Below are 21232 nucleotides of genomic sequence, written 5' to 3'. Positions count from 1 at the left end.
GTCAGGGTTCGTGTGCGGCGCGACGGTGATTGGCATGCAGGACACACCGACGCACCCGCACACCGGCCGACGGGCCGCCATCTGGCCCGCCCTCGCCGCGCTGATCCTGGCCGCGGCCACCGCCTACGACCTGACCAGCGGCGTCGATCTCGCGCAGATCATCGCCGCCTCCGCCATCGTCTATCTCGGCAGCGCCGCGCTGGGCAATCAGAACACCGCCTGGCCGGTCTTCCTCGTGACGTTCGTCGTCATCGGCGCGGCCAAGGCGATCGGATTCGACGGGACCTGGATACTGCTGGCGCTGGCCGTGCCACTGGCGATCTACGGTCTGACCCGGCGGCGCGACATCGGCCTCCAGGGGGCCGCCATGCTCGCGTTCGGAGCGGTCGCCGTGATCGCGCTGCTGATCGACGAGACGGTCGGCGCCTACCTGGTGGCGGCCGGGCTGCTGGGACACACCGCCTGGGACATCCACCATTTCCGCACCGACCGGGTGGTCGCGCGATCGATGTCGGAGTTCTGCATGGTCCTCGACACCGTGCTGGCTGTCGCCATCATCGTGGTCGAGATCAGCTGAGCTCCCGAATCGACTGGGGGAGAGGGCTATTCGCTCTGCGCCCAAGCCGCGACCGGCATCGACAGGTAGATCCCGAAGTTCTCCAGCGAGGTCGCGTCCTCGATCCGCTCGTGCAACAGATCGATCCGCTCCTGCCGATTGCCGGCGCGGCTCTCGAAGAACTTGGAGCGAATCTCGATCACCGCGTCCATGCCGCTGCGATCGAACGGGCCGAGCGGGCGAAAACGAATCTCCACATCACCCGGCTGCAGATCGCCGTCGTACGGTTCCTCCGGGCACTCCACCGCCAGCGAAACCAGATGCGGCAGCACATCACCGAGCGTGCGCAGGGTGGAGTCGGGAACGTGCGGCGCGTAAGTCACCTCGACCAAGGGCATCGGACCAGCCTAGCCACCTACCGGCCGCGGAGCATTACCGCCGGTCGCGGGCGAATGATCCAGTCCGCGTGGCCCTTTCGAGGACGCTGACGCACAGGCGGGCGCAGTCGAGGGCCAGTTCGTCCGCGCTCAGGTCGATGGCGCCGTCGAGCCAGCCGTCGATGAGCTGATTGACGCCGCCGGTGACGAACAGCGCGGCGCGGCGCAGACTGTCCGGATCGTGGTCACCCGGAAACGCCTCGGGAGCGTTCTGCACCACGAGATCGGCGATGGTGGTGAGCACTTCGCGGCGGCGTTGCGCCAGCGCCGGGACCGTGCCCGTCTCGGTGGAGATGATTCGGTGAATGCGCGGATCACCGGCGACGGCTTCCAGGAATGCTCGCAGGGCCGCGTGCAGCTTGTCCTCGGCACTGCCGGGTGCGGTGACCCCGGCCTGCACCAGGATCGTGAGCAGTTCCTCGCTCAGGGCGTCGGCCACGGCCGCCAGCAGCTCGTCCCGATTGGCGAAGTGCTCGTAGAAGTAGCGGTCGGTCAGACCCGCCTGTTTGCAGACGCCGCGCACGGTGACCGCGAAAAGCCCTGCCTCACCCCAGGTTTCGCGGGCAGCCGCGAGCAGCCGGGCGCGGCGTTCGGCACGGCGGTCCTCGGCGCTGACGCCGCCGTAGCTGCGCGCGGTCGCTGGTCTGGGCATTGACAACACTCTAGGCCCTTCCCTAAATTGGCAGACATACGTCATCAGATGACAGTCGTCATCAGATTAGCGATTCGAGGGAGAATCCGCGATGACCATCAGCCTCGGCGCCTATCACGCAGCCACCGCACCCCTGCTCGACGAACACGACTACCCGATCACCCGCATCGACGGCCGCCTGCCCGAAGACCTGAGGGGTACTCTCTACCGCATCGGCCCCGGCAAGCATCAGGTGGGAAAAACCCTGCTGCACAATATCTTCGATGGTGACGGCATGATCTCCAGATTCGCCCTGGACGGCTCGTCGGTCCGCTTCCGCAACCGCTACGTGCGCACCCGCCACTACGAACACGGCCGGCACTCCGACCGCATCCGCTACCGCGGCGTCGGCGACCAGATCCCCGGCGGGCCACTCGCCAATATCGGCCGCCTCCCCGCCAATGTGGCCAACACCAATATCGTCAACTATGCGGGCGGCCTGCTCGCCCTCTGGGAAATGGGCAACCCACACCGCATCGACCCCGACTCGCTGGAAACCTTGGGCCCCACCGACTTCGGCGGCCGACTCGGCTTCCTCGGCGCCTTCTCCGCCCACCCGAAATGGGATCCCGTCACCGGCGACATGTACAACTTCGGCCTCGACCTCCTGCCCACCCCGCGCATCCGCACCTACCGGGTGGACCGCACCGGCCGCCTGCACCGCCTCGCCACCATCCCCATGTGGGACCTCCCCTGGAACCACGACTTCGCCCTGACTTCGCAGTACCTGGTCTTCGTCCTCGACCCGATCCTCCCGAATCTCACCAAGATCGCCCTGGCCACCGACTCGTTCATCGACTCCCTGGAATTCAAGCGCGCCAAGGGAACCCGCTTCCTACTCGTCCCCCGATCCGGCGGCCGCCCCCGCATCATCGACCACGAGGCCCTGCTCCACGTCCACCTCACCAACGCCTACGACGACGGCGACGACGTAGTCATCGAACTCGTCCGCCTGGACACCGAATGGGACCCCTTCCGCGCCATGACCGGCATGGTCAACCGCGACACCGCAGCCCCCCAATTCCCCGACTCCCGCCTCATGCAATACCGCATCACCCGCCGCGGCACCATCATCGAACGCCAACTCTCCGACAGCCCAGGCGAATTCCCCCAATACGACTGGCGCCGAGGCACCCGCCAACACCGCTACACCTACCTCGCCGGCGCAGGCGGCCCCGCCGGCCTCTTCAACACCATCCTCAAAATCGACCACCACACCGGCCGCACCACCACCTGCGACCTAGGCTCCAGCTCCACCGGCGAACCCCTCTTCGTCCCCCGCACCCGCACCGCCCCCGAAGACGACGGCTGGCTCCTCACCCTCAACCACAACCTCCCCGAAAACCGCTCCCAACTGGTCATACTCGACGCCCGCGACCTCGAGTCAGGCCCCCTCGCCACAGCATGGCTCGACCACCACATCCCCTGGGGCTTCCACGGCACCTTCACACACGCGCGCTAGCGCCCCCACCAACCCCTGTGGGTTCGCGATCATGACCGCCGGCCGACCGGACCCACCTCGCCCCGAATCGTAGAGCGGCCGAGTCGAGTTGGTCAGTGGAGGGTAAGCCCATACTGATCATCATGCGGTCTGCCGACCGTAATCCTTTGTCATGCGTTCGCCGGCAACGTCTATGGTGTTTCTGCCGCGCTCGGTGAAGAGTCGGTTGATTCGTTGAGCCGGCTCGTGAGCCATCCGCTGCCGCTGTCGGCGGCACCGGAGGCTTTGGGGTTGTCGATCGAGTTCTTCGCCGCGTGCAGAGCCTCATCGAGCGAGCTGAACGCCTGCTGGTGGCCGGTGAACTCCTCCCCGCGGGAGATGTCGACCGATACGCCCCATACACCATTCAGTCCTTGGATCACCACAATGCGTCCTGACCGACGGATGACAAGATCCAATGCACCAGAGGGGAATTCGGTTGCCGAGACCTCGGCAACCGGTCCGAACAGCTCGTGCGCTGTTCGGACCGCATCGTGTACCGAATCGCTCATGCGTGACCAGCCATGAAGCCGATCATGCCGCATGTCCGGCGTCCGTCCGAGCATCGGAATGCCATCGGCAGAAGACCATCCAACCTCGCACTGGCCAGCTCGTTCAGAGTGTCCCGCGCGCTACCGCCTGTCGTCGGCCGAAGGCTGGTGCCGCTCGCGTGGTCGGAACGTGTCAGTCGCCGATGAACAGGAGATATCCATTGGCACGACGCGCGATCGACGCCGCCTCCCGCAGCTGGTCGATAGCCTGCCGCTCGGCATCGGTTCGTATCTCGATCCCGTCGATCTGCTCCAAGATCACACCGAGTTGGTATCGGTTGAACATGGTGTCGCCGTAGCGGGAGACATTGCGCACCATGCTGGTTGTGGGCTGCGCTGCGCACAGCTTGTACAACGTGTCTTCCGCGTCGTCACCGAAATGGTACTTCTCTTCATGGTTCATGTTCTGTACCACGATATCCAGCCCCATAGCTCTACCCATCTCCTGCCGGGTGCATGGTCAGCACTCCACCGAACCTGTCCTGAATCACGACGTATGTTTGCGTCGCCGCAGCGCCTCGCATTTTCGACTCATTTCCGATGTATCTGTCGGGGACCGTGACCACCCGCATGTAGCTGCCATCGCCTTGATCGATCGCCGGGCTGTTCGCCGCCGCTGCGACCAGCGCATAGGGGTCCTCGTCGGCATGAAAAGTACTCTTCCTTACGGTGTTCTGCGAACCACCGGGATAGTGTTTCGACCGCACATACGCCTCGCTCTCGGCATTCAGGCTTGGTGGGGGGATACTGCTTCCGCCCCCGCTGTCGCCCGCGCCGGAGTTCTCTTCCGTCAAGATGATCTTAACCGCGATAACCTGTTGTAACTGCGACGCATGAAAATCGAGATCGGGCAATTTGGCGAACGGCAGACTGATCACCACCACCGAGAACTTGCTGGTTGTCACGGTCGTGTAGACCGGATCCTCGAGATCCTTGCTGAAAATCGGTGCAGCACAGACGACGCGGATCTTGGCCGGTTCGACCGTGACCGTCACGCTCGAAATCTTCTGTTCGAGACTCTGTTTGATCGAAGACCGCAGATTCCCCAAGGTCGTGCCGTACTCCCCGACCGAGGACTCCATGAGCTCCGAGGCATCGGCAAGGGCCTCCGCAGCGTTCTGCAGCGCCTTCAGCTTCTGCTTGATGTCATCCACATTGTCTTCAGCGGAATGATCGAAGTTGTATCCAATTTCCTTGATGCGATCGCCGGCGGTGGCCAGCTCGGATTGGACCGCCTGCGAGAGCCATGCCTGGTCCTTCGCTTTGAGAAGCTTGTCGGTGTCGCCGTTCGGGATCGGCTCGACTTTCGACAGTCCGACGCCCTTGATCTCCAGTCCGTCGCCGTTCGACCCCTTGGCGGTGTGCGGAAGCGTATACGGGTTGCCGCTCGGGGCAGTAGGGACCGGAGGATCGGGAACAGGCAGCGTCTGGTTGACGATATCCCAGTTGTAGGCCATGGCCGCCAGGACATCGCCGTAGTGGTTCAGCGCGTCCGACAACAACGTGCCGGTCGACACCCATTTCACTGTGGCGCTCTCGTAGTCCGAGATCCACTGCAGCGTCGTCGAGTAGTCGCCTGCCATACCCGTGCACGAGCCGGTGAGCTCCTTGTGCAGTCCGCCGACGCGACTGAGCACGGTCGTCGCGAGATCGTGACACTGTTTAGCTGCACGCTCATAGTCTTTGGCATCGATCTCCCAGCCCACACCCGACCCCTACGTCATCCGGCGGTTGAGCTCAGCGGCCGCGATAAACCGGTCGTGGGCTTGTCGCACTGTGTCACTGGCAGCGCGGATGCTGGCGACGAATTCCCGTGCTGCTGTGACCCATTGGGCGTACGCGTCGTCGAATGCCTGGGCGGCGGCGCCGTTCCAGTTTCCGGTGAGAGCCGATACTTGGCCGTCGAGCCCGTCGAGTTGGTCTTCGACGAAATCGGCCAATCCTGTCAGCTGAAGTGCGGCTCGATCGAGATGATCGACGTCGACGGTGAACCTGCGGCTCATAGATCCAGGCTTGACGAATCCAGAGCTGCGGCGGACGTGTCATCCTGCTGCCGATAGCCGTCGGCAGGCTACACCGAGCGAGCCGGCAAGACCGGCAAGGGAGTTCATCAACTGCGTCGCCGTCGCGGGGACGGTGGCCCATTCTTTGCCGAAATTGTCAGCCGCTGTCCCGGTCCAGCCGACCTCAACGCTTGCACCGCATCCGACATCTGCCGACCAAGTTCGACGACTTCGTCGGGCACAACGGAAAATCCTTGCCCAGCGTTCGGTGTCCCCCCACTACCCATGCCGCGATGCTACCGACCACCGCGTCATGGCGACAACACGAGTCACCGAGGCGAGGAACACGGGCCGGACTGCGGGCGACGTCACCTGGTACGAAGCCGATAGTATTCGGCTGCAGCGTAATTCGAGGTTCCTTGGGAGGACCGAAAAGGGGTTGGATGGAGCCGCAGCCCTCTCCCAGCAGGTTGTCCTCGACGCCCGTGATACCGGCTCGGCTCGACCACCACATCCCCTTGGGCTTCCGCGGCGTGTTCACGCGCGCAGTAATGCACATATAAAAGGAATAGGAGCGGTCTCACACGGCGGCGGTTTGAGAGCTGCTCGGCATGGGTATCAGTGAACCTGGCGCTGTGCGCACAGGTCACTGCCCGAAAGCGCCCCCGGCAGGAATCGAACCTGCGACCTAGGGATTAGAAGGCCCTTGCTCTATCCAACTGAGCTACGGAGGCATGTGGGCATCGGGTGATGACCACCAACCACATTGACCGATTCCGATCGTGGTGTCCAGCGACTTGAGTATAGCGAGCGTCCAGATACGTAAAGCGGCGTCGTCTAGCAACTGTTCGGCGCGTCGGGGCGGTGGGACAGACCGGGCGACCGGAAACCCCAGGGGAGTCCGGACCGGCGCTCCGAACTACCCTGGTGGGATGTCGTCGTCGCTGGACCCGTCCGCTGAAACACGTGTCGAGGTGAATCGGTGGGGGTCCGGTGGGACGTTCGCGGTGCTCGCCGCGATGGGGGTTGCGGTGTCTGCGGTGGTCGCGGCGCTGGTGGTGGGGTTGTCGGCGTCGCAGGCGCTGACGCTGCTGGGGATCCCGGATCCGGGGCCGCTGACCACGTACGGGTTGCCGGCGGTGCGGGCCATCGCTGACCTCGCGGCGGCGTTGAGCGTCGGGTCGCTGGTGTTCGCGGCGTTCTTCGTGCCGCCGCAGGAGAACGGGCTGCTCGATGTGGGCGGGTTCCGGGCGCTGCGGCGCGCGGGGAATTTCGCGCTGGTGTGGGCGGGGGCGTCGGCGCTGCTGGTGCCGCTCACGCTGTCGGACACCACCGGGCAACCTTTCCTCGACTCGCTGCGCCCCGAGGCGGTGTGGCGTGCCGCGGATCAGGTCGATGTGGCCGGATCCTGGCGGCTGACAATCTTTTTCGTGCTGGCGCTGGCCATCGGCTGCCGAGTGGCGTTGCGCTGGGGCTGGACTCCGGTGCTGCTGTGGTGGTCGATCATCTGCCTGCTGCCGGTCGCGCTGACCGGGCATTCGGCGGCGGGCGGGTCGCACGATGTGGCGACCAACAGCCTCATCCTGCATCTGCTGGCGGCGTGTTTCTGGGTGGGCGGACTGTTCGCGGTACTGGCCTACGCGTTCCGGGACGGGAAGTACACGGCGCTGGCGGTGCGCCGATTCTCCAAGGTCGCGACCGTGGCATTCGTGGTGATCGCGATCAGCGGCGTCATCAATGCCTGGGTCCGGGTGCCGTGGGACGACCTGTTCACCACCACGTACGGGCAGCTGGTGCTGGCCAAGACGGCGGCACTGGCGGTGCTCGGCATCATCGGATTCGCGCAGCGGCAGAAGGCGCTTCCGGCGCTGGAGGCCGACCCGCAGGATCGCGGCGCGCTGATCCGGTTCGCGAGTGTCGAGGCACTGATCTTCGCGGCCACCATCGGACTGGCCGTCGGTCTCGGCCGCACCCCGCCGCCGGAGTTGCGGACCGTGCCCACGCCCGCGGAAGTCGAGATCGGCTACAACCTGGCCGGGCCGCCGACCGCCGCGCGGGTGGCCTTCGACTGGCGCTTCGACCTCATCTTCGGCACGCTCGCCATCGTGCTGGCCGTGCTGTATCTGCGGGGCGTGCTCCGGCTGCGCCGCCGCGGCGACGCGTGGCCGGTGGGGCGGACCATCGCCTGGCTCTCCGGATGCGTGGTGCTGCTCATCGCCACCAGCTCCGGCATCGGCCGCTACGCGCCGGCCATGTTCAGCATGCACATGGTGCAGCACATGATGCTGTCGATGCTCGCGCCGATTTTGTTCGCGCTCGGCGGACCGGTGCTGCTGGCGTTGCGAGCCATCAAGCCGGCGGGCAAGGGACAGCCGCCCGGACCGCGCGAATGGATTCTGGCCGCCGTGCACAATCCGGTGTCGCGCTTCATGACTCAGCCCGTGGTGGCGTCGGTGTTCTTCGTGGCCGGGTTCTACGCGCTGTACCTGGGCGGCATCTTCGACAAATTCGTCGACTCGCACGGCGCGCACCTATTGATGAACACGCACTTCCTGCTCAGCGGCTACCTCTTCTACTGGGTGGTCATCGGCATCGACCCCAAGCCGCGTCAGGTGGAGCCGCTCACCAAGGTGGGCATGGTGTTCGGGTCGCTGCCCTTCCACGCCTTCTTCGGCATCGCGCTCATGGGCATGAATACCGTGCTGGGCGGCTGGTTCTACCGCTCGCTGGACCTCGGCTGGAACGGCAACCTGCTCGACGACCAGCACACCGGCGGCAGCCTCGCCTGGGCCAGTGGTGAGATCCCGCTCGTCGTGGTCATGCTGGCCCTGCTCATCCAATGGTCGCGCAGCGACAACCGCCTGGCCACCCGGCTCGACCGCGCCGCCGACCGGGACGACGACGCGGAGCTGGCCGCGTACAACGCCATGTACGCCGAGCTGGCCCGGCGTGATCGAGAGGTACGCAAGTGATTGACGTCGCCCCGGCGACCCGGAAACCCAAGCGACTGTATCGATCCGACGTCCGGCAGGCACGACGGCTGCTGCGCGGGCACATTCGCAAGACACCGGTCTTCCACACCGAGATCCTCGGCCCGCGCGGGCTGGTTCCGGTGACCTTGAAGATGGAGCATCTGCAGCACGGCGGGACCTTCAAGGTGCGCGGATGTTTGAACGCCCTGCTGCAGGCGCAGCGCGGGACCAGCAGCGTGGTGGTGGCGTCCAGCGGAAACGCCGGCATCGCCGCCGCGCTGGCCAGTGCGGTGCGCGGGTTGACCTGCACCGTCGTGGTCCCGGAATCGGCCTCGCACACCAAAGTGGCGGCCATGTGGTCGCACGGGGCCGAAGTGCTGTGGCACGGAACGACTTACGCGGAAGCGCACCGGTACGCCACGCAGCTCGCCACCGAACGCGGCGCCATGCAACTGCACGCCTACGACCAGCCCGCGATCGTCACCGGCGCCGGAGTGGTCGGTTTGGAGATCGAGGAGCAGGTGCGGGGGAGACCACCGGTGCTGGTGGCCGTCGGCGGCGGGGGCCTCGTCGCGGGCGTCTCGGTGGCCTTGGGGCTGCGCGGGCGCGTGATCGGCGTCGAACCGCAGGGCGCGCCCACGCTGCACGCGGCACTCTCCGCCGGTCACCCGGTCGACGTGCATGTGGCCAGTGTGGCCTCGGATGCCTTGGGAGCCAACCGGATCGGCGACATCGCCATGGAGGTCGCGCAGCGGTACGACGTGCGATCGCTACTGGTGACCGACGACGCGATCGTCATGGCTCGCGAATATCTGTGGCGGGAGTTCCGCATCGTGGTCGAACCGGCCGGGGCGACCGCCGTGGCCGCCATCCAGAGCGGCGCGTACCAGCCACAGCCGGGGGAGCGGCCGGTGGTCGTCCTGTGCGGGGCCAATACCGATCTCGCCACGCTATAGCCGTTATTCACATCCGCGAGTTATCCACAGTTGCCGGAACTGGGGCTGTTGTGTGCCTCGTGGCCCCGTCACCCTTGAAGGACAGACGAGAATTCAAGGGGGACAGCGATGTACGAGGCGAATACGGCGGTGGTGGGGCGGGTGGTCACTCATCCGACGCGGCGGCAGTTGCCGAACGGGGAGCAGGTGATCAGTTTCCGGCTGGCGAGTACCGCGCGTCGGTACGATCAGAACAGTGGGGAGTGGGCCGATGCTGGCACGCTGTATCTGACGGTGAGTTGCTGGCGCAAGTTGGTGGACGGGGTGGAGGCGTCGCTGCAGCGCGGTGATCCGGTTATCGCCTATGGTCAGCTGCGCTCGAACGAGTACACCAGCCGCGCTGGGGTGGAGCGGGTGGACCTCGAGATGCGGGCGCTGGCATTGGGGCCCGACCTGGGGCGATGCCATGCCCCGGTGCAGCGCAAACACTTCGGTGAGCCGCCTCGCCCGGAGCCCGTGCAACACCCGCCGACCGATGATGACCGCGCCGGAGATCCGGCAATCGAACACAGATAGGCTTGCCGATATGGCTGAGTTCATTTACCAGATGACGAAGGTTCGAAAGGCGCATGGCGACAAGGTCGTGCTCGACAATGTGACCTTGAACTTCCTTCCGGGCGCGAAGATCGGTGTCGTCGGTCCGAACGGTGCCGGTAAGTCGAGCGTGCTGAAGATCATGGCGGGACTGGACCAGCCGAACAATGGTGATGCCTGGCTGGCGCCGGGCGCCACCGTTGGCATCCTCATGCAGGAGCCGGAGCTCAATGAGGAGAAGACGGTTCGCGGCAATGTCGAGGAGGGCCTCGGCGAGGTCAAGGTGAAGCTGGACCGCTTCAACGAGATCGCCGAACTCATGGCCACCGATTACTCCGACGAGCTCATGGAAGAGATGGGCAAGCTGCAGGAGTACCTCGACCACGCCGATGCCTGGGATATCGACTCCCAGCTCGAGCAGGCCATGGACGCACTGCGCTGCCCGCCGCCGGAGGAGCCGGTCACCAACCTCTCCGGTGGTGAGCGCCGTCGTGTCGCGCTGTGCAAGCTGCTGCTGAGCAAGCCCGACCTGCTGCTGCTCGACGAGCCCACCAACCACCTCGACGCCGAATCCGTGCTGTGGCTCGAGCAGTTCCTCGCCAACTACGCGGGCGCCGTGCTGGCCGTCACCCACGACCGGTACTTCCTCGACAACGTGGCCGGCTGGATCCTCGAGCTCGACCGCGGCAAGACCTTCCCGTACGAGGGCAACTACTCCACCTACCTGGAGAAGAAGGCCGAGCGGCTCGAGGTCCAGGGCAAGAAGGACCAGAAGCTGCAGAAGCGCCTCAAGGAAGAACTGGCGTGGGTGCGCTCGGGCGCCAAGGCGCGGCAGGCCAAGAACAAGGCCCGCCTCGGCCGCTACGAGGAGATGGCCGCCGAAGCCGAGAAGATGCGCAAGTTGGACTTCGAGGAGATCCAGATCCCCGCGGGTCCGCGCCTGGGCAATATCGTGGTCGAGGTCAACAACCTGGACAAGGGCTTCGGCGACCGCCAGCTCATCAAGGATCTGTCGTTCACCTTGCCGCGCAACGGCATTGTCGGCGTCATCGGCCCGAACGGTGTCGGTAAGTCGACACTGTTCAAGACCATTGTCGGCCTGGAGAGCCCGGACAGCGGTGAGGTGAAGGTCGGCGAGACGGTCAAGCTGAGCTACGTCGACCAGAACCGCGCCGGCATCGACCCGAACAAGACGGTGTGGCAGGTGGTGTCCGACGGGCTGGACTTCATCCAGGTCGGCAACCAGGAAATGCCTTCCCGCGCTTACGTTTCGGCGTTCGGTTTCAAGGGCCCGGATCAGCAGAAGCCGGCCGGCGTGCTCTCCGGTGGTGAACGCAACCGCCTCAACCTGGCGCTCACCCTCAAGCAGGGCGGCAATCTGATCCTGCTCGACGAGCCGACCAACGACCTCGACGTCGAAACCTTGTCCTCGCTGGAGAACGCGCTCGAGAATTTCGCGGGCTGCTCCGTGGTCATCTCCCACGACCGCTGGTTCCTCGACCGCACCTGCACGCACATCCTGGCGTGGGAGGGCACCGACGACAACCCGGCCGCCTGGTTCTGGTTCGAGGGCAACTTCGAAGCCTACGAGGCCAACAAGATCGAGCGCCTGGGTCCGGAAGCGGCTCGCCCGCACCGGGTCACCCACCGCAAGCTCACCCGCGGGTAATCCCGGAACTCTCGGGAGGCTCTCGAGGGGCTTCGCCCCGGAACCCCACCGGGCCGCTGGAAGCGGTCCGCGCATCCCTCACTTCGGGTGGGGGATGCGTTGGGGTAGTACTCGGCTGTTTGATTGCGCGCAGCGGCACTGCTGTCTGCGTGCAAGCAATCGGTCGTTAGCTGGACAGCTCAACGTTTGCTGTGCAGTCATAGGTAGCCGCTGCGTGAACAGCGATCGCTGAGCGAACTCGTAGATTTCGCGTGCGCAATACTGCGTGAAATCCGTTTTGGTGCAAGGTTTGTCGTACGTCACCTGGTCATTCCGGTCAGGTACGGCATGCGCCGTACCGTCTGGTTTGTCCGAAGTGTGCGACGCGGCGCGGCATTGAGAGGAATTCAGCCCGGCGTCTCCAGCGCCCAGCTACTCTCGGACCCGGCGTCACTTTGTTACGGAACCGAATCCGAGGGAGTTGGCGAAATGACCGTCTCGTCCGAATTGTCCAGTGCGGCCTGGGCTGCGAGTTTGCCGGCTACGCTGCGCGGCAATCTCGTGTCCCTCGAGGAGGCGTACTTCCGACACGTGGACGCGGGCGATGCGGACTGCGCTATTCCCGCGACCTCCACCCAGATCTTCCGCCGCCACATGGAACTCGGCATACACCGCGCACCGGCCACCGCCGATGTGCGGGTCTACCACCCCGACGACGAGACCGATCTCGGCGCCGCCGTGCAGATGGTCACCGACGACATGCCCATGCTGGTCGAGTCGATCACCTCCTCGCTGAGCCGCATGGGCATCAGCGTGACCGAGGTCGTGCACCCCATCTTCGAGGTCACCCGCGACGCCGGCGGCAACCTGGAGACGGCCGTGCCGCACGAGGTGGACGGCAACGGCGCCACCGGATTACGCGAATCCTGGATGCACGTGCAGCTGCATCCCTCCACCAGTCGCGAACAGCTGCGGCTCATCGAATCCGCGCTGCCCGACGTGCTCACCGACGTGCGCCGCGTCATCGAGGACACCGACGCCATGCGCGAGGCGCAGGAGCGGGTCGCCGACGAACTGGACGCCGCCGCCAAAACCGGCATGACCCCGTTCCCCGCAACGGATCTCAGGGACTGCGCGGAACTGCTGCGCTGGCTCGCCGACGGCCACTTCACCGTGCTCGGATACGCCCGCTACGAACGCAGCCAGGTCGACGGCGAGCAGAAGTCCGTCATCCTGCCCGACACCAGCCTCGGCGTGCTGCGCCCCAATGTCGGCACCGACTTCCGCGTCCCCGACAACGGCGGCGATCAGCCCCTGCTCATGCTCACCCAGGGCCTGGTCCCGGCCACCGTGCACCGGGCGGTGTACCCGTACTTCGTCGGCGTCGCCGAGCTGGACGAAACCGGCACTGTCACAGGCGAACACCTGTTCATCGGCGTCTTCACCGTCACCGCCATGCACGAGAACGTGCTCGACATCCCCGTCATCGAACGCCGGGTGCGCGCCATCATCGAGGCCGCCGGTTTCGACCTGGACTCCTTCTCCGGCCAGGAGATGCTCGAGGTCATCCAGTCCTTCCCGCGCACCGAACTGTTCTCCTCCGACGCGGACACCCTGCGCCGCACCGCCTCCGCGGTCCTGAATGTCGGTATGCGCCGCCAGGTTCGGCTCTTCATGCGCATGGACGGCTACGGTCGCTTCGTGGCCTGCATGGTCTATCTGCCGCGCGACCGCTACACCACCCGGGTGCGCCTGGAGATGCAGGACATCCTGGTCCGCGAACTCGCCGCCGAATCCATCGACTACTCCGCGCGCGTGTCCGAAAGCGACCTCGCCAGTGTGTATTTCACGGTCCGCCTGCCCGACCAGGGCATCTCGGCCGACACCTCCGAGGCCAACCGGCTGCGCATCCAGCACCTGCTCGCCGAGGCCAGCCGCACCTGGGACGACCACCTGCGCGACGAAGCCGCCACCTCCACCGTGCTGGATCCGGCCGCCGTGCAGCGCTACGCCGACGCCTTCCCGGAAAGCTACAAGGAGGATTTCGGCTCCACCCGCGCACTGGCCGATATCGTCCGGCTGCAACGGATTCCTGACGGCGGCATCGACCAGCACCTGTACCGGCGGCCCGATTCCGAGCCCGGCTCCTGGCGCTTCACCCTCTACATCGGCGGCAGCGGCATCTCGCTGAGCCAGGTGCTGCCGGTGCTGCAGAGCCTCGGCGTGGAGGTCATCGACGAACGCCCGCACCAGGTGGAGCTGGATCACGGTCCGGAGCAATGGATCTACGACTTCGGCCTGCTGGCCCGGCCGGAGCTGTTGCGCAGTTCGCTGGACCGCAACATGGACGCCGAACTGGTGGAATCCTCGGTCCGGCTCGGCGTGCTCGACGATCAGGTGCGCGGGCTGCGGGAACGCTTCACCGAGGCGTTCGAGGCGCTGTGGTTCGGCCGCGCCGAGGCCGACGGGCTCAATGAACTCGTGCTGCGCGCCGGGCTCAACTGGCGTGCGGTGTCCATCCTGCGCGCCTACTCGAAGTACCTGCAGCAGGCCGGTTTTCCCTACAGCCAGGCCGCCATCACCCGCGTGCTGCTCGCCTACCCGGAGGCGGCGCAGATGTTCGTGGACCTGTTCGCCGCCGTCTTCGACCCCGACTCCGCCGACCCGGAACACGCCCGCGATCTGGAAGGCGCGCTGCGCCACCGCATCGACGAAGTGGTCAGCCTGGACGCCGACCGCATCCTGCGCGCCATCCTCGGCCTGATCAAGGCCACCCTGCGCACCAACTACTACGTCACCGACGCCCACGGCCAAGTCCGGGACTACCTGTCGTTCAAGGTGGAACCGCAGGAGATCGCCGAACTGCCCAAGCCCAGACCGCAATTCGAGATCTGGGTGTACTCGCCGCGGGTCGAGGGCGTGCACCTGCGCTTCGGCCCCGTGGCGCGCGGCGGCCTGCGCTGGTCGGACCGGCTGGAGGACTTCCGCACCGAAATCCTGGGCCTGGTCAAGGCGCAGGCGGTGAAGAACGCCGTCATCGTGCCCGTCGGCGCGAAGGGCGGCTTCGTGGTGAAGCAGCCGCCCGCCGCGACCGCCGACCCGGTGGCCGACCGGCAGACCCTGCAGGCCGAGGGCATCACCTGCTACCGCACCTTCATCTCCGGCCTGCTCGATGTCACCGACAATGTGGATCGCGCCACCGGCGAGGTGATCCCACCGGCCCGGGTGCTGCGCCGCGACGGCGACGACACCTACCTGGTGGTCGCCGCCGACAAGGGCACCGCCACCTTCTCCGATATCGCCAATGACGTGGCCAACCAGTACGGCTTCTGGCTCGGCGACGCCTTCGCCTCCGGCGGCAGCGCCGGCTACGACCACAAGGCCATGGGCATCACCGCCCGCGGCGCCTGGGAGAGCGTCAAACGGCACTTCGCCGAGATGGACATCGACACGCAGACAGAGGATTTCACCGTCGTCGGCGTCGGCGACATGAGCGGCGACGTGTTCGGCAACGGCATGCTGCTGTCCCGGCACATCCGCCTGGTGGCAGCCTTCGACCACCGGCACATCTTCCTGGACCCGAATCCGGATGCCGAGTCGTCCTTCGCCGAACGCGAGCGCATGTTCGCACTGCCCCGCTCCTCCTGGGCCGACTACGACAAGACCTTGATCAGCGAGGGCGGCGGCATCTTCGACCGCACCGTGAAATCGGTGCCGATCAGCGACCAGGCCCGCGAGGCACTGGGTTTGGCGGCCGACATCACCGCGCTGTCCCCGCCGGAACTCATTCGCGCCATCCTGAAGTCCCCGGCGCAGCTGCTGTGGAACGGCGGCATCGGCACCTACATCAAGGCCAGCACCGAAACCAATGCCGATGTGGGCGACAAGTCCAATGACGCGGTCCGGGTGAACGGAAAAGACCTGCGCGTCAAGGTGATCGGCGAGGGCGGCAATCTGGGCGCCACCGCCCTGGGCCGCATCGAGTTCTGCCGCAACGGCGGCAAGATGAACACCGACGCCCTGGACAACTCCGCCGGTGTGGACTGCTCCGACCACGAGGTCAATATCAAGGTCCTGCTCGACGGCGTGGTATCCAGCGGCGAACTGCCCGAAGCCGACCGCAATCCGCTGCTGGCGTCCATGACCGACGAGGTCGCGGCACTCGTGCTGCAGGACAATATCTCCCAGAACTTCCTCATGGGCATGTCCCGGGCCGAGGCGCCGCGCATGCTCAATGTGCACGCGCGCGTCATCGAGGATCTGGAGGAACGCCGCGGGCTCGACCGCGAGCTCGAGGCACTGCCCACCGACGCCGAGATCAAGGCGCGCAGTGAGCAGGGCACCGGCCTCACCTCGCCGGAACTGTCGAATCTCATGGCGCACGTGAAGCTTTCGCTCAAGGCCGATCTGCTGGCCGGGGAGCTGCCCGACAGCGCCTACTTCTCGGCGCGGCTGCCGCAGTACTTCCCGAAGCCGCTGCGCACCCGCTTCGCCCCGGCCATCAAACGGCATCGCCTGCGCCGCGAGATCACCACCACCATGCTGGTGAACGAGGTCGTCGATCTGGGCGGCATCACCTACGCGCACCGGCTCAACGAGGAGATCGGCGCGACGGCCTCCGACGCCGTGCGCGCCTTCACCGCCGCCACCCAGATCTTCGGATTGCACTCCATCTGGGATCGCATCCGGGAGGCCGAGATCTCGACCGGTACCAAGGATGTGCTCGAGCTCGAGACCAAGCGCACCCTCGACCGCGCCTCGCGCTGGCTGCTCAACAATCGTCCGCAGCCCATCGCGGTCGGCGCCGAGATCCACCGGTATTCGCAGGAGGTGCACAAGCTCGCGCCCAAGGTGTCGGGCTGGCTGCGCGGGCATCACATCGACACGCTCAACGAGCAGTCGCAGGCGCTGATCGGCCAGGGCACGCCGTCGGCGCTGGCCACCGAGGTCTTCGGCCTGCTCAATCTCTTCCCGCTGCTGGATGTGATCGATATCGCCGACATCACCGATCGCAGCGGCGACGAGGTGGGCGCGCTGTACTACGCGCTCAACGATCACCTCAAGATCGATTGGCTGTTGCAGGCGGTCAGCCACCTGGAACGCGGCGACCGCTGGCACGCGCTGGCCCGGCTCGCACTGCGCGACGACATGTACGGGTCGCTGCGCTCGCTCACCCTCGACGTGCTCTCCGCCGGTGACCCGGAGGAGACGGCCGAAGAGAAAATTGCATACTGGGAGTCGAAAAATCAGTCCCGGCTGGGTCGCGCCCGTGCGGCCCTCTCGGAACTGTTCGAGTCCGGAACCCACGACCTGGCCACGCTGTCGGTTGCGGCGCGGCAGGTGCGCAGCATGGTGAGCGGGGTGGGTGCGCAATCGGAGGTACCGCGTTGACGAGTGTCGGATCGCTCAATGGCCATGGGAAGGCGCCGAGCCTGGGAGAAGACCATCCGGTCGCACCCAAGCGCTTCCACACCAAGGTCGAGGTGCGCTGGTCGGATATGGATGCCTTCCAGCACATCAACCATGCCCGCATGGTGACCCTGCTGGAAGAGGCGCGCATCCCCTGGCTGTTCCTGGACGATCGGCCGACCGTCGGGCTCAAGTCCGGCTGTGTGCTCGCCGACCTGCGCGTGCAGTACAAAGGCCAGCTGCGGCACGAGGATTCGCCGCTGGACATCTCCATGTGGGTGGAACGCCTGCGCGCGGTGGACTTCACCGTCGGCTACGAGGTCCGGGCGGCCGGCGCCGCCCCGGACTCGCCCGCCGCGGTGATCGCCTCCACCCAGCTGGCGGCCTTCGACATCGACACCCAGCGCCTGCGTCGCCTCACCACCGAGGAACGGGACTACCTGTCCCTGTGGCAGGACGCGTGACGCGAGCACAGCACCTGTGACCTTCGGCGAACTCACCCTGCATGTTCCGGATCCGGCGGAGCGGGAGAACCTGGCAACCTTCGTGAATCATGCGATACGCCTGGACCCCGCCGCCGTGATCCGGCTCCGCCGCCGCGGTGACCGGTACGTCTCCGCCTGGGCCGCAACCGGTTTCGAGGCGCTCGCGGTGCGCACCGTGGTCGCGGCGCTCGGCACCGACGATGTCACCGTCGCCGCCGACGCCGTGCTCGCGGGCCTGCACGGCCCCGACTCCGGCGCACCCTTCGGCCTGGGCTTCACCATGGACTCGTCCTGGCGCACCGCCCTGCCCCCGGAAACCGGTTTCGTCCACGTCGACGACGTGCCCGCCCGCATGCTCGTCGAATTGGCCGAGCGCGGAGCGGAATTGGCGCAGGAGCATCGCAGCAGCCACGGGCCGCCCGCCTCGCTGCTGGACCAGACCGTGCTCACCGTCTCCGGCGGCGGGGAAGAGGTCGAAGTCCCCATGCGGGTCGTCTTCGCGCTCGCCGCAATGGATTTCATCCCGCACGGCGGGGAGAAGACCGACTCGCGGCGCATCTCGGTCGACGAGATCGTCCGAATCCGCGCGGCGCGCACCTGGCTTCGCATCGACGCCCGCTACGGTTCGGTGGCGCGGCGGCGCGGCCCGGGCCTGCCGCTCATGCCGCGCTGATACCGTACCGATTGGCCGGGACGGTCGGTGCTCACTAGCGTGATCGCATGAGCGACACCGGAATCGTGACCGAGTGGATCGAACTGGCCGTCGGCGACGGCGTGCTGAGCGCCTACGTGGCGCGACCGGACGGGCCGGGGGAGTATCCGGGAGTCGTTGTCGGACACGAGATCTACGGCCAGCACGAATCGTTGCTCGCGGTGACCGAGCGGCTCGCGGGCCTGGGTGTCATCGCCATCCTGCCCGACCTGTTCCATCGTGCCGCACCCCGTGAACGCCTGGAATGGAATGCCGAGGGCCGCGAGCGTGGTCTCGCGCTGCTGCGCACCCTGACCAGATCCGATGTCGTCGCCGATGTCACCGCATGCCTCGGCGAATTGCACCGCCGCGCAGCAACATCCGTGCACATGGTGGGTTTCAGCGCCGGTGGCCACGCCGCCGTCTACGCCGCCACGCAACTCCCCTTCGCCACGGTAACGGCCTTCAGCCCCGGCTGGCTCACCAACACCGACGTCCCTCTGTCCACCCCCGAACCCACCATCGAATCCGCCGCGACCATCACCGGCAAACTCGTTCTCATCCTCGGCAGCCAGGACCCTCTCGTCGATGCCGATGCCCGCGCCGTCATCGCGAATTCCCTCGCCGAACAGCGGGTGAACCACGAAATCCTGATCTACGACGCCCCACACAGCTTCACCCTCCCCGGACGTCCCGCATACCGCGAGGAATACGCCGAGGAAACCTGGTCGAAGCTCGAGGCCCTGCTGCACCCCTGACCGCGCACCCGCGCAACACGCACCGCAGCTCCCGCTGTTCACCCGCTTCCACCACTACGGTTCAGGCCACCGGTGTCCTCGACAGCATCGGTGTCCTCGAACGGAAGGGGTCGGCGTGCTCGCGGTCGTACAGATCCTGACAGTCCTGGCCGGACTGGTGCACTGCTACATCTTCTTCATGGAGTCGATCAAGTTCCGCGACCCCAAAATCCACCAGGGCGTCTTCCGAGTCCCCGCGGCAGATGTGGAAGCAGCCCGCCCCTGGGCCTTCAACCAAGGGTTCTACAACCTCTTCCTGGCCCTCGGAGCCTTCGCGGGCGCCGCACTGGTCCGCTGCGAGCCCGCCGCGGGCTGGGCCCTGATCATCATGAGCTGCGGCTCCATGCTGGCCGCCGCCCTGGTCCTGATCGCCGGCGACCGCAGCTACGCCGCAGCGGCTACGAAGCAGGGAGCCGTCCCCGCGCTGGCGCTGCTGGCCTCGCTGACCCAGCTCTGACGCCGACGCTGAGAGCGGACTGCGCGCGCATCTCGCTGCACGCCCGAGCAGTCGAGCCCGGCGGCGTTGCCCGCCAACATGATCGACGCAGGGCCGAGGGCGGTCAGTGGACGCCGAGCAAGCGCAGGCCCGCCGTGACGACTGCGGCGGCGATCAGGACTACTAGGATCGGCGCGCGACGCCACGCCAGTACGGCCGCGACGAGAACGCCTGCAGGCAGGGCGAATCCGAAGTCCGCGCCGCCGGACGGGACGAGCGTGGTGACCACCAGGGCGGTCAGCAGCACGACCGAGGAGATCTCCAGCAGCTTGATCGCGCGCGGGGAAACCTTTACGCGGCTGCGCAATACAGGTCCGGCGAAGCGGAATGCGAAGGTGCCCAACGCCAGTGCGAGGGTGCCGTAGAGGAGGGCTTTCGTCATCGGCTCGTCCGGCTCTCGAAGGTGGGGAGCGACCCGGCTGCCTCGTCGACGCCTGCGGTGATGCGCTGGGTCACAGGCCGAATCGACTGCTTCGGCCGGAGCGCTGGTGGCCTGCGCATCATGCGGTGCCGCCCACCCGCGCATCGCCGCTCGCCTGCGCGATGTCGTCTGCGGTAATGGTCGCTGCCGCCGTTTCGGCCGTGGGGGTTTCGGGCGCGGAGGTGGCTTCGCCGGCATCGGCGCGGCGGGCGACCAGCAGGACCGCGGTCAGCGCCAGGAGTACGGGGACGCCTGCGCCGACGAACGGGGTGCTGATCGCGGCTACCGCGGCTCCGGCCAAGGCCGCTGTGCGGGTGACGGGTTCGCGCAGGGCGGGGATCACCAGGGTGAGCAGGACCGCGGGGTAGACCGCGTCGAGGCCGAAGGCATTGGGGTCGGGCACGATCGAGCCCAGGACCGCGCCGATCACCGCGCCCAGCGGCCAGGAGATCATGACGCCCAGACCGCAGAGCCAGTAGGCGGCGCGGCGGCGGTCGCGGTCGGGCTGGGACATGGCCAGGGCTACCGACTCGTCGTTCATGACGTGGGTGCCGACCAGTCGACGCCACCCGGAACCGACCACATCGGGCACGGACAGGCCGTAGGGGAGATGGCGCGCGTTCACCAGCAAACCGGCCATGACGGCTGCGATCAGGCCGCCGCCCGCGGTGATGATGCCGATGAACACGAACTCGGACCCGCCCGCGAGCACCGCCACGCTGAGCAGCACGGGCAGCCAGGCCGGCAGGCCGGAGGTCACGGCGGTAGCGCCATAGGACACGCCGATCATGGCGACTGCCAGGCAGATCGCCGCGATACCGGTGAGCACACCCCGATCCAGTGTTCGCCATATCGAACGCATGTCGTCTATAGTGAACGAAATCGGCTTCGCCGTCAAAGGTCTCCGCTATTCGTTCGCAGGTGTCGCGAGTGCCGTTGACGTGCTGTTTTGCTGTCGAGCGGCGGCGGCGATCCCGGTGTGGGCGGCGCCCGGCTCGGTACGCGCGTGCCATCGAGTCGGACGGCCGCAGGTCGGCTCGCCGGGCCACCCGAACTGCTGATGGAC

Annotated in this window: 19 protein-coding genes and 1 tRNA gene; 11 read left to right on the top strand and 9 right to left on the bottom strand. The window is 66.6% G+C overall.

Annotated features, from left to right (window positions below):
- Positions 1 to 34: 34 nt before the first annotated feature.
- Positions 35 to 577, top strand: a complete 543-nt coding sequence (locus H0264_RS35160) for a hypothetical protein (protein WP_181581513.1) — start codon at positions 35 to 37, stop codon at positions 575 to 577.
- A gap of 26 nt (positions 578 to 603) precedes the next feature.
- Here the strand turns inward: H0264_RS35160 and H0264_RS35155 are convergent, their stop codons facing one another.
- Entirely contained in the window at positions 604 to 954 is a 351-nt protein-coding gene (locus H0264_RS35155) for a hypothetical protein (protein ID WP_181581512.1), read from the bottom strand.
- Between the two features lie 34 nt (positions 955 to 988).
- Positions 989 to 1645 (bottom strand): TetR/AcrR family transcriptional regulator, encoded by a 657-nt coding sequence (locus H0264_RS35150; protein WP_181581511.1) that lies wholly within the window; start codon positions 1643 to 1645, stop codon positions 989 to 991.
- Positions 1646 to 1736: 91 nt separating this feature from the next.
- Here H0264_RS35150 and H0264_RS35145 point away from each other — a divergent pair, with 91 nt between their 5' ends.
- Entirely contained in the window at positions 1737 to 3146 is a 1410-nt protein-coding gene (locus H0264_RS35145; RefSeq protein ID WP_181581510.1) for a carotenoid oxygenase family protein, read from the top strand.
- A gap of 170 nt (positions 3147 to 3316) precedes the next feature.
- On the opposite strand, the gene H0264_RS35140 is transcribed toward H0264_RS35145, so the two are convergent.
- From H0264_RS35140 to H0264_RS35120, 5 genes are all read right to left on the bottom strand, one after another.
- A complete protein-coding gene (locus tag H0264_RS35140; protein ID WP_181581509.1) occupies positions 3317 to 3676 on the bottom strand; it encodes a hypothetical protein in 360 nt (119 codons plus the stop codon).
- A gap of 172 nt (positions 3677 to 3848) precedes the next feature.
- Positions 3849 to 4145, bottom strand: coding sequence for a hypothetical protein (locus H0264_RS35135; RefSeq protein ID WP_181581508.1), 297 nt, complete (start codon positions 4143 to 4145; stop codon positions 3849 to 3851).
- A gap of 4 nt (positions 4146 to 4149) precedes the next feature.
- Positions 4150 to 5421, bottom strand: coding sequence for an apolipoprotein A1/A4/E family protein (locus tag H0264_RS35130; RefSeq protein ID WP_181581507.1), 1272 nt, complete (start codon positions 5419 to 5421; stop codon positions 4150 to 4152).
- Between the two features lie 9 nt (positions 5422 to 5430).
- Positions 5431 to 5718, bottom strand: coding sequence for a WXG100 family type VII secretion target (locus H0264_RS35125; protein WP_181581506.1), 288 nt, complete (start codon positions 5716 to 5718; stop codon positions 5431 to 5433).
- Between the two features lie 660 nt (positions 5719 to 6378).
- A tRNA-Arg gene (locus tag H0264_RS35120) sits at positions 6379 to 6452 on the bottom strand.
- 198 nt (positions 6453 to 6650) lie between these two features.
- On the opposite strand from H0264_RS35120, the gene H0264_RS35115 reads away from it, so the two are divergent.
- From H0264_RS35115 to H0264_RS35075, 9 genes are all read left to right on the top strand, one after another.
- Positions 6651 to 8690 carry a bifunctional copper resistance protein CopD/cytochrome c oxidase assembly protein gene (locus H0264_RS35115; RefSeq protein WP_181581505.1) on the top strand — a complete coding sequence of 680 codons (2040 nt, stop codon included), beginning with the start codon at positions 6651 to 6653 and terminating at the stop codon, positions 8688 to 8690.
- The gene (locus H0264_RS35110; protein ID WP_231084380.1) at positions 8687 to 9646 is read left to right on the top strand and encodes a threonine/serine dehydratase; all 960 of its coding nucleotides are present in this window, start codon (positions 8687 to 8689) and stop codon (positions 9644 to 9646) included. Before H0264_RS35115 ends, H0264_RS35110 begins: the two co-directional genes overlap by 4 nt.
- A gap of 108 nt (positions 9647 to 9754) precedes the next feature.
- Positions 9755 to 10201 (top strand): single-stranded DNA-binding protein, encoded by a 447-nt coding sequence (gene ssb / locus H0264_RS35105; protein WP_181581504.1) that lies wholly within the window; start codon positions 9755 to 9757, stop codon positions 10199 to 10201.
- Positions 10202 to 10211: 10 nt separating this feature from the next.
- Positions 10212 to 11888 carry an energy-dependent translational throttle protein EttA gene (gene ettA, locus H0264_RS35100; RefSeq protein ID WP_181581503.1) on the top strand — a complete coding sequence of 559 codons (1677 nt, stop codon included), beginning with the start codon at positions 10212 to 10214 and terminating at the stop codon, positions 11886 to 11888.
- Between the two features lie 468 nt (positions 11889 to 12356).
- Complete coding sequence (locus H0264_RS35095; RefSeq protein ID WP_181581502.1) at positions 12357 to 17258, top strand: NAD-glutamate dehydrogenase; 4902 nt, start codon at positions 12357 to 12359, stop codon at positions 17256 to 17258.
- A 41-nt stretch (positions 17259 to 17299) separates the two neighbouring features.
- On the top strand, positions 17300 to 17740 hold the full coding sequence (locus tag H0264_RS35090) for an acyl-CoA thioesterase (protein ID WP_276514564.1): 441 nt from the start codon (positions 17300 to 17302) through the stop codon (positions 17738 to 17740).
- A gap of 16 nt (positions 17741 to 17756) precedes the next feature.
- The gene (locus H0264_RS35085; RefSeq protein WP_231084382.1) at positions 17757 to 18434 is read left to right on the top strand and encodes a DUF8185 domain-containing protein; all 678 of its coding nucleotides are present in this window, start codon (positions 17757 to 17759) and stop codon (positions 18432 to 18434) included.
- Between the two features lie 47 nt (positions 18435 to 18481).
- Positions 18482 to 19210, top strand: a complete 729-nt coding sequence (locus H0264_RS35080; RefSeq protein ID WP_181581501.1) for a dienelactone hydrolase family protein — start codon at positions 18482 to 18484, stop codon at positions 19208 to 19210.
- Between the two features lie 115 nt (positions 19211 to 19325).
- Positions 19326 to 19706 carry a DUF1304 domain-containing protein gene (locus tag H0264_RS35075; RefSeq protein WP_181581500.1) on the top strand — a complete coding sequence of 127 codons (381 nt, stop codon included), beginning with the start codon at positions 19326 to 19328 and terminating at the stop codon, positions 19704 to 19706.
- 103 nt (positions 19707 to 19809) lie between these two features.
- On the opposite strand, the gene H0264_RS35070 is transcribed toward H0264_RS35075, so the two are convergent.
- A complete protein-coding gene (locus tag H0264_RS35070) occupies positions 19810 to 20127 on the bottom strand; it encodes an AzlD domain-containing protein (protein WP_181581499.1) in 318 nt (105 codons plus the stop codon).
- A gap of 118 nt (positions 20128 to 20245) precedes the next feature.
- Positions 20246 to 21028 (bottom strand): AzlC family ABC transporter permease, encoded by a 783-nt coding sequence (locus H0264_RS35065; RefSeq protein ID WP_181581498.1) that lies wholly within the window; start codon positions 21026 to 21028, stop codon positions 20246 to 20248.
- Positions 21029 to 21232 lie beyond the last annotated feature (204 nt).

Origin of the sequence: Nocardia huaxiensis (assembly GCF_013744875.1) — a bacterium.
GTDB classification, from domain to species: domain Bacteria; phylum Actinomycetota; class Actinomycetes; order Mycobacteriales; family Mycobacteriaceae; genus Nocardia; species Nocardia huaxiensis.
The sequence above is the reverse complement of the archived record's forward strand: the minus strand, read 5'-3'. Positions and strand labels throughout refer to the sequence as shown.

Bases quoted from the DNA above. Each gene is read 5' to 3' on its own strand.
- H0264_RS35135 (WP_181581508.1), bottom strand. From the start codon at position 4,145: ATGGGGCTGGATATCGTGGTACAGAACATGAACCATGAAGAGAAGTAC.
- H0264_RS35125 (WP_181581506.1), bottom strand. From the start codon at position 5,718: ATGAGCCGCAGGTTCACCGTCGACGTCGATCATCTCGATCGAGCCGCA.
- H0264_RS35160 (WP_181581513.1), top strand. From the start codon at position 35: ATGCAGGACACACCGACGCACCCGCACACCGGCCGACGGGCCGCCATC.
- ettA (WP_181581503.1), top strand. From the start codon at position 10,212: ATGGCTGAGTTCATTTACCAGATGACGAAGGTTCGAAAGGCGCATGGC.
- H0264_RS35095 (WP_181581502.1), top strand. From the start codon at position 12,357: ATGACCGTCTCGTCCGAATTGTCCAGTGCGGCCTGGGCTGCGAGTTTG.
- H0264_RS35070 (WP_181581499.1), bottom strand. From the start codon at position 20,127: ATGACGAAAGCCCTCCTCTACGGCACCCTCGCACTGGCGTTGGGCACC.
- H0264_RS35155 (WP_181581512.1), bottom strand. From the start codon at position 954: ATGCCCTTGGTCGAGGTGACTTACGCGCCGCACGTTCCCGACTCCACC.
- H0264_RS35080 (WP_181581501.1), top strand. From the start codon at position 18,482: ATGAGCGACACCGGAATCGTGACCGAGTGGATCGAACTGGCCGTCGGC.
- H0264_RS35150 (WP_181581511.1), bottom strand. From the start codon at position 1,645: ATGCCCAGACCAGCGACCGCGCGCAGCTACGGCGGCGTCAGCGCCGAG.
- H0264_RS35145 (WP_181581510.1), top strand. From the start codon at position 1,737: ATGACCATCAGCCTCGGCGCCTATCACGCAGCCACCGCACCCCTGCTC.
- ssb (WP_181581504.1), top strand. From the start codon at position 9,755: ATGTACGAGGCGAATACGGCGGTGGTGGGGCGGGTGGTCACTCATCCG.
- H0264_RS35065 (WP_181581498.1), bottom strand. From the start codon at position 21,028: ATGCGTTCGATATGGCGAACACTGGATCGGGGTGTGCTCACCGGTATC.
- H0264_RS35140 (WP_181581509.1), bottom strand. From the start codon at position 3,676: ATGAGCGATTCGGTACACGATGCGGTCCGAACAGCGCACGAGCTGTTC.
- H0264_RS35115 (WP_181581505.1), top strand. From the start codon at position 6,651: ATGTCGTCGTCGCTGGACCCGTCCGCTGAAACACGTGTCGAGGTGAAT.